Source organism: Roseovarius sp. W115, from assembly GCF_032842945.2.
GTDB lineage: Bacteria > Pseudomonadota > Alphaproteobacteria > Rhodobacterales > Rhodobacteraceae > Roseovarius > Roseovarius rhodophyticola.
The window spans coordinates 320,514-335,025 of the sequence record NZ_CP146606.1 but is presented as its reverse complement, the minus strand read 5'-3'; the positions used below and the strand labels follow the sequence as shown (position 1 = coordinate 335,025).

Annotated in this window: 9 protein-coding genes; 3 read left to right on the top strand and 6 right to left on the bottom strand. The window is 55.0% G+C overall.

Going from position 1 to position 14,512, the window contains the following annotated elements:
- Positions 1 to 75 precede the first annotated feature (75 nt).
- Both RZS32_RS01695 and RZS32_RS01690 read left to right on the top strand, forming a co-directional pair.
- Entirely contained in the window at positions 76 to 1,884 is a 1,809-nt protein-coding gene (locus RZS32_RS01695; RefSeq protein ID WP_317055306.1) for an autotransporter assembly complex protein TamA, read from the top strand.
- Entirely contained in the window at positions 1,884 to 5,627 is a 3,744-nt protein-coding gene (locus RZS32_RS01690) for a translocation/assembly module TamB domain-containing protein (RefSeq protein WP_317055305.1), read from the top strand. Before RZS32_RS01695 ends, RZS32_RS01690 begins: the two co-directional genes overlap by 1 nt.
- A gap of 89 nt (positions 5,628 to 5,716) precedes the next feature.
- Here RZS32_RS01690 and RZS32_RS01685 read toward each other — a convergent pair whose 3' ends face one another.
- On the bottom strand, positions 5,717 to 6,493 hold the full coding sequence (locus RZS32_RS01685) for a hypothetical protein (protein ID WP_317055304.1): 777 nt from the start codon (positions 6,491 to 6,493) through the stop codon (positions 5,717 to 5,719).
- Between the two features lie 2 nt (positions 6,494 to 6,495).
- Positions 6,496 to 7,794, bottom strand: coding sequence for a hypothetical protein (locus RZS32_RS01680; protein ID WP_317055303.1), 1,299 nt, complete (start codon positions 7,792 to 7,794; stop codon positions 6,496 to 6,498).
- 394 nt (positions 7,795 to 8,188) lie between these two features.
- On the opposite strand from RZS32_RS01680, the gene RZS32_RS01675 reads away from it, so the two are divergent.
- The gene (locus RZS32_RS01675) at positions 8,189 to 8,620 is read left to right on the top strand and encodes a hypothetical protein (RefSeq protein ID WP_339106770.1); all 432 of its coding nucleotides are present in this window, start codon (positions 8,189 to 8,191) and stop codon (positions 8,618 to 8,620) included.
- A gap of 98 nt (positions 8,621 to 8,718) precedes the next feature.
- Here RZS32_RS01675 and RZS32_RS01670 read toward each other — a convergent pair whose 3' ends face one another.
- The 4 genes from RZS32_RS01670 to RZS32_RS01655 form a co-directional block, all read right to left on the bottom strand.
- The gene (locus RZS32_RS01670) at positions 8,719 to 10,593 is read right to left on the bottom strand and encodes a hypothetical protein (RefSeq protein ID WP_339106769.1); all 1,875 of its coding nucleotides are present in this window, start codon (positions 10,591 to 10,593) and stop codon (positions 8,719 to 8,721) included.
- Positions 10,590 to 11,543, bottom strand: coding sequence for a glycosyltransferase family 2 protein (locus RZS32_RS01665; protein WP_317055300.1), 954 nt, complete (start codon positions 11,541 to 11,543; stop codon positions 10,590 to 10,592). Before RZS32_RS01665 ends, RZS32_RS01670 begins: the two co-directional genes overlap by 4 nt.
- A 168-nt stretch (positions 11,544 to 11,711) precedes the next feature.
- Positions 11,712 to 12,821, bottom strand: a complete 1,110-nt coding sequence (locus RZS32_RS01660) for a DUF354 domain-containing protein (protein ID WP_317055299.1) — start codon at positions 12,819 to 12,821, stop codon at positions 11,712 to 11,714.
- Positions 12,822 to 12,945: 124 nt separating this feature from the next.
- The gene (locus RZS32_RS01655) at positions 12,946 to 14,397 is read right to left on the bottom strand and encodes a M81 family metallopeptidase (RefSeq protein ID WP_317055298.1); all 1,452 of its coding nucleotides are present in this window, start codon (positions 14,395 to 14,397) and stop codon (positions 12,946 to 12,948) included.
- Positions 14,398 to 14,512 lie beyond the last annotated feature (115 nt).

The following is a 14,512-nucleotide window of genomic DNA, read 5'->3' as shown; positions in this document are numbered from 1 at the left end:
CGAATGCTACATGTTTTTGGGTCGGACGCTATGCGAATTGCGGTGGAACCTTAGTCATCCGCATGGAATAACAATATGCAGAACGGAGCGCCTGACGTGTTTCATAGCTGGACGACCAAGATTTGGCTGAGTTGCGTGGTAGTGTTGTGCTATGTCCCGATGGCGCTGGCCGTGGACGTGCGTCTGCAAGCGTCCGAAAGCTTTGTGAACAGGTTGCGCGCGGCATCCTTGACGGTCGAGACCGCAGCGCAGAACAACCCCGTCGCCCAGGATATTCTTTCTGCTGCGCGTGCAGATTATCAAAGACTTCTCAGTTCTTTGTATGAACTCGGTTACTACGGAGGTGTTATCAGCATCCGTGTTGATGGTCGCGAAGCCGCTGATATCTCGCCCTTTGGAGGGCCCGAGGCGATAGAGCGGGTGGATATCCTGATTGATCCCGGTCCGCGTTTTCGGTTCTCGACGGCGCGTGTTGCTCCGCTTGCACCAACAACGGAACTTCCGGAAGGTTTCGCGCCAGGACAGCCTGCCCTTTCGGACAGGGTCGTAGAGGCCGCACAAGCGGGTGTCGACGCGTGGCGTGACGCGGGTCATGCAAAGGCAAATGTCTCTGATCAACGGATCACGGCCAATCATGCCCGCGCAGAACTGGCCGCTGACATTCGTCTGGCCCCCGGTCCGCGCCTGACCTTTGGCGACCTTCTCGTCGCCGAGCCCGGACGGGTTCGCCCGAGCCGTGTGCGCGCAATTGCAGGTCTGCCGACGGGCGAGGTATTCTCCCCCGAGGACTTGAAACGATCAAGCGAGCGCTTGCGCAGAACGGGTGCGTTCCGATCAGTTGTTTTGACCGAAGCTGACACGCCCGGTCCCGGCAATACCTTGGACATCACGGCAGAGCTTGTTGACGCAAAGCCAAGACGTTTTGGCGTTGGTGCCGAAATAGCCTCGCTGGAGGGACTGTCGCTCAACGCGTTCTGGATGCATCGAAACTTGCTTGGTGGCGCAGAGCGTTTGCGGTTCGAAGGTGAGGTGCGCGGCATTGGGGGCGATACAGATGGGATCGACTATCGTGTGGGCGTCCGGTTTGACCGGCCTGCGACCATTACCCCGGACACGTCTCTTGTTTTGGGATTTGAAATCGAGGAGCAAGACGAGCCGGGCTTTCGCGAAAGCAGCGCTCAGGCAGGTATTGGGCTGTCTCATATTTTCAATGATGAACTGACCGGGCAGGTGGGCATCGCCTATCGGTTTTCCGACATTGACGATGACGCAGGGTCCCGGACGCTGGAGCACGTCCTTTTTCCGGTCAGCCTGACCTATGATAGCCGGGATGACCCGCTGGATGCTCATTCTGGGATTTTCATTGATACCAAAGTCACACCCTTTGCAGCAGTGGGAAGCGGCGGGTCGGGCGCGCGGTTCTTTGCGGATGCGCGGACTTATCTAGGGTTCGGCGAAAAAGACCGCCATGTCGCGGCCTTTCGCGCGCAAATCGGATCGGTCGTTGGTGCGGGGTTAACCGAGGTGTCACCCGACATGCTTTTCTTTTCAGGCGGCTCTGACACAGTACGCGGTCAACCATTTGAATCGCTTGCTGTTGATATCGGGGGCGGAAACCGCCTCGGCGGGAGATCGTTTTTGGCGATCTCCAGCGAGCTACGCTATGGTTTGAACGACACGTGGTCGGTCGTAGCTTTTGCAGATGCAGGCTTTGTCGGAAGCGACAGTTTCATCAGTGACAGTGGAGAGGTGCACGCGGGAGCAGGGTTTGGTGTGCGATACGATACAGGGATTGGCCCTATCCGGCTCGACATTGCCACGCCCGTCGACAGCGATGCGGGTCAGCAATTCGAATTTTACATAGGCATAGGGCAGGCGTTTTGATGCGGTTGATCAAGGTCTTTTTGGTGTTCTTGTGCGTGGCCAATTTTGCGCTGGCGCAGAATGCTGAACAGGATGACAAAAGCTTCATCGAAAACTGGCTGCAAGACAATCTGTCTGAAGCAGGGCGAGAGGTCGTTGTCACCGGGTTTCGCGGTGCCTTGTCGTCAAACGCGACCTTAGAGCGTTTGACGATTTCAGACGACGACGGCGTGTGGTTTACTCTCAACAATGCCTCCCTAGTCTGGTCTCGATCGTCGCTTTTTGCTGGCCGCCTGGAAATAGACGAACTGACCGCTGACGAAATGGTTTTGGAGCGTATGCCCGTGAGCGAGGGCGGCGTATCCCCTGAAGACGCGCAAGCGTGGCAGTTTGCCTTGCCTGAGTTGCCTGTGGCCATCAACATCGACGAGATTCACGCGAAACGCATCGTTCTGAAGCCACCTGTGTTGGGTGAACAGGCCGTGTTGTCGCTTGAGGGCGCTTTTTTCCTCGATGATGGTGTTGCACGGGCCAAAACTCAGATTTTGCGCACGGATCGCGAAGACAAGCTTGTGTTTGAGGGTGGCTTTTCAAATGAGACCAGAGTGCTGGCGTTGGCTCTCGATTTTGTAGAAGCCAGAGATGGGCTCGTGGCAAAACTGTTGCGCATCCCCGGTGCGCCCAGTTTGCAACTGCAGCTCAATGGGGAGGCTCCTCTAAGCGACTATACCGCCAACATTGCGCTTTCCTCTGACGGTGTTCGCCGCTTTGGCGGAGCGATCGAAATTTCCGCGATGGAAGCCGGCGAGGATCGAGAGATGGGGCATGCTTTCGCCGCCAACCTGTCTGGCGACGTGCGCCCGTTGTTCGAGCCGGAGTTTCACCGCTTCATGGGCGAAAACGCATCGCTGTCGGTGGCGGGACAAAACCTGACCGATGGGCGGCTCAATCTGGATGTTCTGGAGCTAACCTCAGGCGCGATGGATTTGAATGGGCGCGTGCGTCTGTCGCCAGATGGATGGCCACAAAGCTTTGATCTTAAGGTGGATATTGCTGGAGATGCGGTAACGCGCTTGCCTGTGGCTGGGACGGAAGTGTCCGTCCGTGAAATCAACCTGTCGGCACAATACAACGCCGATCAGGGCGACGTGTGGCAGGCAGAAGCCAAATTGCGCGATCTTGTACGTGATGAGCTGCAGGTGGGCCGTGCGGTGCTTGCCGCAGAAGGAACGATAACGCGTGGCAACCCAGGGGGCGTGACCGCGAGTATCACATTTGATGCGCAGCGTTTAAACCACGACGCCCCTGATCTTCGCCGTTTGTTGGGGTCTTCCATAAATGGCACGTCCGACTTGTCCTGGACCGCACAATCCCCGCTAGAGATCATGTCGTTGATGCTGCAAAGCGAAGACGTTGATTTGCAGGCAAACGGCACAGTTGATGGTCTTTCAGAAGGCTTCCCAGTGGCAGGGCGCGCAACACTTCGCAGTGCGGACCTTTCGCGGTTTTCAGGTGTTGCAGAGCGGGACCTCAGCGGGGCAGCAGAGATCCGTATAGAAGGTATGGGCGCACTACTGGGTGGATCATTTGATGTAGATGTTGATGCGAAAACCGATGGTTTGAAGATCTCCAATCAGCGCATCGACCCTCTCTTGCAAGGCAACGGCGTTGTCTCGTTTGCCGTCAAAAGAGACCTCGAAGGCACGCTTTTAAACCGGTTTTTGGTCCGCACCGACGCCGTCAACGCAACGGCGGACGGCACTTTGAATGCCGAGCGCGGACAGCTTGATCTGGCCGCTGAGCTGTCGGAAGTCTCCCTCGTTGAACCCAAAATGGACGGACCGGCAAACCTTTCGGTCGGTCTGCGTTGGGTCGAAGGCGGTGCGATTTCTTTGGAAAACCTCACCGCCCAAGCCGTTGGCGCAACGCTTAGCGGAACGGTTTCCTTGACCCCTGATGACCCTGAATTGCCCGTAGATGGCGACCTCACTCTGGTCGCAGAAGATCTGTCGCGTCTGTCTGCTATTGCGGGGCGCTCCCTTGCTGGTCGTGTCGATTGGTCCGTGGACGGGTTTGGGGAATTGCGCGGAAAAATCGTGGACCTTACGACGAATTTGGTCGCCCAGAATTTTCGCTCAGGTTTGCCAAGCCTTGATCGTCTTGTGGCGGGCGACGTCACGTTTGACACATCTTTCGCGATTAACCCTGATGCACTGCCGCATATCCGCAACCTTGATCTAGCTGCCGCAAAACTTGATGTCACAGCCGAAAGCCCGGCACCCGGCGCGCCAATCACGACGTCAGCCAGCATCGCGGATCTTGGCGTTTTGGCTCCGGGATTTGACGGACCGGCCAGCGTGCAAGGTCAGATCACATTGCAAGATACCCAAGCGCGTCTTGTCGATGTTGTGCTGGACGCAACGGGACCGGGTGGCACCCAGGCCAAGATCACGGGGACAATCCAGGATTATGCAAAACAACTGGCGCTTGAGCTTGTTGGCACCGCACCTTTGGGGCTCGCAAATGGGTTCATCTCACCCAATTCTATCGATGGGCTGGCGCGGTTTGAGCTGCGTCTGGATGGCCCCGCACAACTGGATGCGCTGTCTGGTACGGTTACGACAGAGCAGGGCAGGGTGGCGCTGCCTGGGTCAGGTCTTGTCCTTCAAGAGCTTGCTGGCAGAGTGGACCTGTCACAAGGTCAGGCGCGCCCGGATATCACTGGCAACGCGGGAACGGGTGGCAGTTTTCGGGTGACAGGGCCAATTGCCCTCGCCGCGCCATTTTCTGCAACGCTTCAGGCAACACTCAATGATCTTGGCGTTTCCGATCCAAATCTCTACCGCACGACCGTATCGGGCCAAGTCACAGTAGACGGCCCGCTGACCGGCGGCGCGCGCATTGGTGGCGTCCTGTCGCTTGGAGAGACAGAAGTGATGGTGCCATCCAGCACATCGGCGGCTCCGGGTAGCATTCTGGACATGCGCCACGTGAATACACCTGTAGATGTGCGTCGCACGCAGGAACGCGCCGGTCTGACCGGTCAAAAATCAAAAGGGCCTGCGGCAGCCTTCCCACTTGATTTGACGGTCAATGCCCCCAATCGCATTTTCGTACGCGGGCGTGGGCTTGATGCGGAATTGGGCGGTCAATTGCGGTTGGGTGGAACCACGGCCAATGTTACGGCAAGTGGCGTGTTCGAACTGATCCGTGGGCGGCTCGACATTTTGGGGCGGCGGCTTGACCTCACGGAGGGTTTGATTGATTTGCGCGGCGCGCTGGATCCCTTCCTGCGCTTTGTCGCAGAGACGCAATCAGATGATTTTGTGGTGCGCATCATCTTGGAGGGCCTCGCCAGCGCGCCCACGGTGCGCTTTGAGTCAGAGCCGGATTTGCCGCAGGAAGAGGCTGTCGCGCGGCTGCTCTTCGGACGCGGGCTTGATAGCATTTCGCCGTTTCAGGCAGCCCAGCTTGTCGCCGCAGCCGCCACGCTATCGGGCCAACGCTCAGGTGGTTTGAGTGGCTCTTTGCGTCGGTCTCTGGGTTTGAGTGATCTTGATGTCACCACGACTGAGGATGGGGCCAACCAGGTGCGCGCTGGGACTTATATCAACGAAAACATCTACTCAGAAGTTGTTGTCGACAGTGAAGGTAACCAAGAGATCAACCTCAATCTTGATATTAACAAGAACCTGACTGTGCGTGGCAGTACAGGCACGGATGGGAATTCTGGGGTCGGCGTGTTCTTTGAGAAAGATTATTGAGCGGAGTTCACGTCGTCGCACGTCAAAAAAAAGCCCCGCATCTCAGGAGTAAGATGCGGGGCTCGCTGTAGCGACGAAGGACTATGCCGCTACAGATCCTCCATGGTCTCCGCCCCACTCACATGGCGAAGACACCAGTCAGCCAGCTGGACGGGACGTCCTGACTGATCGAGGATGGAAATGGAAGGCGCGGCCCCGGCAGCACCCGAGATGCAGATGTGATCGCCGTCGAAGCTGGTGAAGGACATCTCCACCGGTTCGACGTAAGTCGGGCTTTGCTCCATCAGGAGACCCACCGCGACCCGCTCACCCATACGCAGACTGTCGTAGTAATCTGAGTAGTAGTGAACGCCCGCCATGTTGCGGCCGATAGAGATATTGGCCGCCAGTTTGTCGAGCTCACCTTGGATCGTCAGTGCGTCGTTTGACTTTGGATCCTGCACAAGAGCAGAGCCATCTTCGTTCGGGACATAACGAATAGGCTGGTCGTTGCCCTTGGCGTCGCAATAGGTGAGTTTGCGCTCGACCTTGCTGTCGCAATCCTCAAACATCTCAAAGAATGCCTTGAGGATCGTGACACATCCGCCCGCGACAGTCGCATGACCGGCGCCGTAGGCGGGATGCATTGGGCTGCCTTCAGGGAACGCCATTGGCAGCAAGAGGTTACAATCTTCGTCGATGCAGCCCGGCAGACCCGCACCTTTGTGACCACAGGCCAGACGGCGCATCTTGGCCATCGCATGCGAGTTTTGGTCCTTGTTGTGATGTACAACGGCCTTCAAGAGGTCCTTGGGCATCTGGTCCAGCATCTCCGCAAACGCATCTCCGGCGCAGCCCAGTTTTTCGAGCTCTCCGGCACAGGCCAATGTCAGTCGCCCCCCATCGCCTCGGGACGTGCCCGGCGGTGATAGTTGAACTTCTGACGGCGGACGGCCTTGAGGCAACGTGTGGCGATCTCGCAAACCAGCGACAGAACATGTGGTCCGCCGAATGTTGCAAAGGCGGTGCGGTGACCTGTGTATGACGGCTCAGGCATGCCTTTGGATGTTGGTGTTCCCATTTCCAGCAACAGCAGAGCCGCGTTCAGGTATGCCTCATACAGCTGGTCGTAGTGCACATAAGTTGCCAGATCGCGAGGCGTGGTGATGAACCGACGTTTGGGTTCGAACACATCCAATCCGCGGAAGTCCGCGCCGTTTTGAACGTCACGCCATGAAGGCCAGTCTGTCATATAGTCGAGGCAGCCTTTGGCGGATTGCCCGCGCTGGTCGATTGTGATTGAGCCATACTGGATAAATCCATCACGGAAATCCCAACCGGAGTTTTCGCCGGGGAAGTTCGATACCCCTGCACCAGGATTGCCGCCTGCGCGTGAATCCGATCCTATCAGCATGAATTGCGACAGGTATGGCCCCGCCATGGCGCCTGGTGTGGACCCGCGAAAGGCAGTTTCGGATGTGATTGGCCCACCAATCAGACGTGCATCCCTACGGTTGCGCGCGAACTGATCCATGCTGTCATCAGGCGCGGAAAAGAAGTCCATGCCTGCGATGAGCGCGGCCACCTGATTGGCGTCAAGCTGGGCGGGTTTAGATTTTTTACCACAAAGCCGGTCGCCTTTGCCGTCACATATTTCGGTGAAGGGCACGTCCCGAAGGATGGCAAGACCGTAAACCTCGGCCATTTCCACCGCCAATTCAGGTGTGCTGACACGCGGGGCAGGGGCCATGCCAACGGCACCGGCGTCAGGGCCTTGTAGTTCATACACGTGCCCGGCACGCGGGCTTTCCCAACCGCGCCACTGGGTTTTGACCTTATTGCCCTCTTTGTCTTTCAGAGGCTTGTAGTCGGCATCCAGTGGCTGACAGTCGAAATGGTCGTCAAAGCGCGTGATCTCTTTATCGAAATCACTCGGATTTGGCGAATTGATGGCTTGAACGAAACAGGCATAGTCGTCCTGTTCGTTGAGCACACCATATTCATCATGCGCGAGCCCCTTGGTGAAATTCGCGGGGTATTTCGGTGCATGATCCACCTCTTCCTGGTTCGTGCGCGTGAGCGCCTGCGGTGACAGGCGCGACACTTCGGTTGCAAGGTCGCGCAGCTCTTTGGCTCTGCGCGCTCGGGCCGATCCGGCCAGATACGGTTCTGAAAATGGTAACTTCATAAAATCCTCCAAAATAAAAAAAGACGCGTGACCCGCGTCCTGGTGCCACCCACGTCTCAAGATTGACGTTGCGTAATCAACAGGCCGTTAGCTTTCGCGGCAGGTGGCGCGAAAAAAACGTCAAAAAAACAAGGGATTTTGGGCATTCTAGGAAATTTAAGTGCCTCAAGATAATGATTTCAAAGGGAAACTGAAAAAGAATTCGGTTTTAACACTTCTTTAACGCAGCGCTTAACACCCCCCTTACAGAGTGCCGGAATAATGGGAATTACCCTGCGAGGTGAGAGAGGAGGATTTTTTGAAGTGACTTTTTGTATTGCCATGCAAAACCGGCGGGCTGTGGCAAGTTATTTGCATCCCCAAACGATCATTAGTCAGCGTAGCGAGTATCTAATTGTATCAAGATCTGGGGGGAAAATCATATTTGAGTGTCTCCAATGCCGGAGCGTGCACGGGGCTTGAGAGTGAAGCTCCGCAAGGGCTTTCTCCCGACCTTGTCATGTACGCAACGCTCGTCTCGCAGGGACCAAACGGTCAATATGTTTTCATCGTGGAACAGAGCGTTCCGGATGGATTGGAAGTTAAGGGTAGGTTTATTGGTGGCGATGGGTATTTCGCCCTGGAATTTTCAGGTGCTAGTGTGAGCCTGAAGGGGGCCGCGCGGTTCAAGCCCGGCCCCCGAACCAGTGCGGCTTCACCGCATTGCGTTTTACTGGGGGAAAATGCGCCCGGCGCGACAGTTCATTTTAGTGCGGAGTACGTGCCTTGGCAGGATGAGATGTTGCCTCGTGGATTTGAGGGCGAAAGCGTTTGTGCCACATACTGATAGGATCTTTCGGCGCAAAGCGCCAGAACCTGCATGAATTTTAACTTAGTGCGTCGAAATTGATCAGTTCGGTTCCTTAAACGCACAGAACACTCGTTTCAGGTGCCGCAATTGAACTCGACCATGCCCGGGCCTTTGATGCCCTCTTTCCACATGTACTCAGAAACAGAACCTGCCAAATCTCCGAGTTGCTCGATCAAGTAATCTGCGAACAAAACGCGATAGCCTGCACCGCATGCAGCTTTGACAAATGTTGCGTCCACCTGTGTTGCGGGGTTTGGTGGACGGGCGAGCAACTGGTTGGGGTTTGAGAAAGCAGGATAGAAATGAGCGGGCGCTCCGTAAAGTACAGCACGATCTGAGATGCTGGAAATTGCCTCGGCAATTGCCGCAGTGTCTGTGCGACGTGACTGTGACAGGCTGTAGTCCTGAAACGCAAGATAACTTGACCACCCTAAGCCCGCTGCGACCGCATATAGAGACACTTGAGCTAGTACTTTGTGCCTGACAAAACCTGCAACGAAGGAAAGCACAGCGATTGCGCAAAACAGGTAGAGCGATGCTACCTGATTGATCCAAAACGTGGACTCTTTGACAAATAGAATCCAGACCAATGGCACCGCAAAACCAACAAGACTTGCTATCCCAAATATGTATGGATTTACGCTGCCGCGTCTTTGGGCCAATTCCAGGATTCCCCAGATTGAGAGCATGGCCAGCAGTGGTATTACAGGCAGGAGATAGCGCATGTTAGAACTCATGCCGCCATGCCAGCTTCGCAGAATAAACGGCAGCGCCCAAACAGTGACAAAGAGCAAGGCAATTGCCACGCTTCGACGCCGCTCTCCCCAAACAAGGCCGATCAGCAAAGCCAGACAGCCCAGCCACGGCAAGCTTTGGAAAAGTGCCTTTTTCGGAAGCCCCCAGAAGGCGACGGTGCCATCCGGTAACGTCATCAGAGCCTTGGGTCGCGAATCCTGGATTGACGTTGAATCGAGAAGGAGTGCGTGAATCCCACCAGTCAGTTTTTGCAGGATTGGAACGAAGGGATTTAAGATTACGACCCCCAAAACAAACACCGCAGTGCCGGCGAGAATGTACTTTCTTTCGACATTTGCTGCGCTTCTGTTTCGCAAGAAAATCAAACCGGTCAATCCAAACAGCATTGCAAGGCCCAGAGGCCAGTAGGTTGATGCATCAGTCCCCCCGCCAGATTGCCCGTAGGACAGAGGGCTATACGTGTCGAACTTTACTTTATTTGCATAGGATAGGAGGGCAATGATTGGTGCCATCCCCAAAGCGCCAGCGATCATGATCTCGATCGGTTTGCGCGCATAGAGTATGGTTGCTGCAGCAATAGCAGGCAGCAAAAGCAAGACCTCCAACCTGAAAGACATTCCGACACCGACACAGATGCCAGCCCAAAAGGCGGGATGCCATGCGGCGCGGGTGCGGTCCAAAGCCGCTAAGAAAAACACAATAGCCAGTGTGACCAGAAACAGGCTGACCGAGTGCGGCCAAAGCCCCACCACATACTCGCTCCAGAAAGTGCACAGAGCGAGGACAACAACTGTGAGGTTTGCAACGTCGTCAGAGCCGAACAAACGAAGGGCCAGAAAATAGGTTGAAAAGAGCGCTCCGATGCCCGCCAGGACATTCAATGCAAGCAGGCTCTTGTATCCAAAAACATCAATGAGAGGAGTTGCGGCGAGGGCAGACCCGACCGGGTATTGAGGAACAAGACCACTTGGGCCGTTAACAAGCAAAAGATGTCTGAGATCCTCAGAGCGAAAGCTCTCATAGCCGTTTTGCACGACGAAGGTTCCCGTGCTTCGGAACGTCTCGGCGCCCAGACGATAGAGAGTCTCGTCTGTGTTGTAGAGCCCGTCTGATGCGGAGAAACCCAATACGACCCATAGGCATGTCAGCGCCACAAGGATGAAAAACCCTGTGCGGTTTTGAAGCAGGCTCATTCCAGCTTGGTTCCATCCAGTTCTGCGCGCAGCAACCGACCACGGATGTCTGCTGACAAAACCCGGTTTGCTGCAACCAAATCAGCGATCAGCCCAGCAACAAAGAAAATCGCGCCGACGCCGATCAAGGCGGAGCCGATGACCAGTGATTGAATGTGACCATCCCCCTGACCTGCTGCATAAAGGTAGAGAAAGCGCAGGAATGCCAGAGCACCGGGCAGGGCGGATACGATCGACAGCCACGTGAAGAAACGCAAAGGACGGTAGAGCACTGCGATCCTGAGGATCGTCTTGACCGATCTGCGGATATATTGCGGAATTGACCGGATCAGGCGCGACTCTCTGGTCGGATCATTCACCTCAATCGGAACAGACATCATTGGGATGCCGAGACGACCCGCCTGAATAATGGTCTCTAATGTGTAGGTATATCGGTCAAAGACATAGAGCTTGATCGCAGAGTCGCGATGAATGGCACGAAACCCACTTGGCGCATCGTCAATCTTGGTCCCGCTGGCTTGTCGAACAACCCAGCTTCCCAGTTTTTGAAGCATGCGTTTGACCAGCGAGAAATGTTCGATAGTGGAAATTGGGCGTGCGCCAATGACGAACTGCGCCCGGCGATCCAAAATGGGCTGGGTCAAATCAGGTATGCAACGCGCGGCATATTGGTTGTCGCCATCGGTATTCACAATGACATCCGCACCGGCGCGCAAGGCCGCTTCCAATCCAGACAGAAACGCAACCGCGAGCCCTTGATTGTGAGATTGACGCACGATGTGGTCAACACCGTGTTCTTCCGCAACTTCAACCGTTCGGTCGGTAGACCCATCATCGATGATGAGCCATTCAACCTTGTCAAACCCCGGAACTTCACGGGGTAAATCCGCAAGAGTTTCGGGCAAGGTCGCTTCCTCGTTGTAGCAAGGAATTTGGATTATGAGCTTCATCAATCGAGCCGTTGTATAATAGTTGCGCTACGATTGCTCAAAAAATGTGGCAACAGTAGGGCCTAAAACCAATAATTATTGTCATTTTGTGAACAGTGTTGCCGGGTTATCCACTATTTGCGCGTCTTTAAGCGTCTATCTCTAACCAAAGGCGTCCATCAGGACCAATCAACGTGCGGTTTCAGCATCCAATGCAGCAACCACAGCCTCCGCCCAATCGGGGCAAGTCGAGACATAGATATCACGAGCTGCTTTGATCTCGGACTTGGGAACAGCAAGCCATTCATCAATCAAACTCTTCAAGTTCTCCTCGGAGACATTGGCAAGGTTTCTAACCATGCCCGCGGCTTCAAGATCATACATATAGCCAGGGAAATCCCGGCCAGCATAAATTGCCGGAACACCAAGTACAGCTGCTTCGCTGGCCATGGTCGCACTTTCCCCGACAAGCATGCGGCAATGTGCAAGAAGATGGTGTACTGACCCTTTGGGGCCTTTGTATAAGTAGGGTTTCAGATCGTCAGGCACCTCAAGTTCGCTCGACAAATGAACCTTGCCAAAGGACGAAAGATACAAAATCACCGATCGCAGAGTGTCTGGCGTCCAACCCGCTTTGCCAATATCGTGATTGGCGCGCCAGGCGACAACGCGGACAAAGAAATTGTCACGATCTGGGTCTAGTCCAGAGGCGAGCGCGACATCTGGATCTGCCTGAAAACTCGAGGGATGCAGAAAAGACAATTCCTTCGTTCCTGCCAGCCGCTCGGTCCGTCCTTTTGGAGTGGATCCTGAATATCCGGCTGGAACAAATAAGCGAGAAATGAAAGGCCACGTTAGGCGTGTTTGCAGCGTCGCGTTTTCAGAGTCGTAAAAGCTAATCGAAGGAATCCCGGTGATCCGGCCAATATGAGAAATAGCGACCCCACCGAAGCCAATCATCACGTCAGGCCGGAAGCTGCGGGCCGCTCGCAGGACCGCCAAATTGCGCATGGCAAGCTCAGTGGCCAGCCCAATTGTGCCAGTTTTTGCAGACGAAATGGGGTGGTGTTCAAATCCGAATGCGTCGAGCAACTCGCAGGCAATGTCCTTGTTGCGTGACAGGATTTTCACCTCATCTCCACGTGCGGCCAGCATCTCAATAGGCCTTTTGAAAAAAAGAACGTCCGCAGGATGAACGATATCAATTAAAACGCGCAAATTTCGTGCTCTTTCTTTCGCCTGACTTGGAGAGAAATAGCCGATTGTGTTTGGAGCCGCTATGTCCGGTGTTGCACACATACTGTTTTGTCATACGCCTCTATCGCTCAACGATTACCCATTTGCCATCAATGAGGCAGAAGTATGGGTCAATTCGAACAATTTAGGTGTGCTTGTCTGGCTCGCTAGAAGGCGAACAACCTACTCAAAGCGATATTTGAGATTTGGGCCAGAATTTGGACTCCAATTTAGTGTATGCGATATTTTGGAAGTCAGGAGACGTACCGCCCGGCGTCCCCGCCTGGATGATTTTTGAGGCAATTTTTTCAAACGGTGCATAAAAGTGAAAAAGCGATTTTACGGTTACAATTGATTTGGCGGACAAATCGATCCCCATCTGTTCGAAAGCCTCAGGATGATAAACTTGGGTCCGCAAGTCGTTGACAACGATGTCCAAATCGCCACTGCAGCGCAGCCAAACCATCGTGCCCAGGGGTTCACGCCCTTTGCCAAGATGTTGGCCCAGCCCTGAACGGATACGCATCACAGTGGCTGTGATATCGATAGGCGCTCCTGATGCTGAACTGGTCTTGCCTCCAAGTCTTAAGCGAAGCGTCGCGCCTTCACCGGCGTCCTCGCAAGTCCGGACAACCATCGGATCCCAGTAAATCCCGCTGGCTATGTTTTCGAGTTCTCGTTCCTGCAGCGCCCGAAGCACAAAAGTCGCGTCACCTGGGGCACCGCCGCCGGAATTGTCACCCATATCCGCAATGACCACAGGGCCTTGTGGGTGTGCAGTTGCTTGATCGAGCGCCTCGTCGAGTGACACGGTATGGCACGAAACTTCGTCACGAATGGTGAAAAACTCCTTGCTCAACAGACGCGCGGTGCACCGGGCAAGATCAGGGTCGCCATTTGTCACGACCAGCACTTTTGCTCCCACGTCGGCGACATCAGCGAATGGAAATCCGTGCGCAAGGGAGATGGACAGCAGCCCAAGTTCTTCTTCCAGCTTGGACATGCGATCCACAAATGTTCGCATGGCACCGGTCTTTGTCAGATACATGTTGATCATCTGGCAAGGCTGGCAGCGCATGACGGGCTTTAATTCTCCGATGAACGTCCGTCGGGCAAGATCGAAAAGCTCTGCTGCGCGGGCAGCCGCATCGTCATGCGGATATTCCTTGAAGCAAATGATCAGGTCGCACGCTTGCATCATTGCGTCAGTCAAATGGCAGTGTAAATCGAGCGAAATGCCAATCACGGCCTTGGGGCACATTGCACGGATACGATTTGTGATGTCGCCCTCGCAATCATCGAATCCCTCAGCCACCATCGCCCCATGCAGTTGCAACAGAATGATGTCAGCCCCGCCCGCGGCCTCGAGATCAGAAAGGATTTCCGCGCATAGAGCCTCGTAGCATTTCGCTGTTGTAATTCCCGCGGGTTCTGCGATGGCTGCAAGACTTTCAACCACCTCCCAGCCTAGAGCCTCGCCTCTGTAACGCCACTCGTGCAGGGCCTCGGTCATAAGGTTTGGCGGCTCTTGCGTGGCCGTTCCATGGCGCAGGTAATATGCTTCAAAACCCGACATTGCTGTAGGTACAGGCGAAAAGGTGTTCGTTTCTGTAGACAGCGTTGCCATGAACAGCCGCATTGTCGTGATCCTCCGGCTCGTGCTTGATCCTGTTTTAACAAATCGTGCCGAGGACAACCGCCCCCGGCACGATTATTTGCCAATCACCCCTGCTTGAATGGGCGGTTTGGCAGGG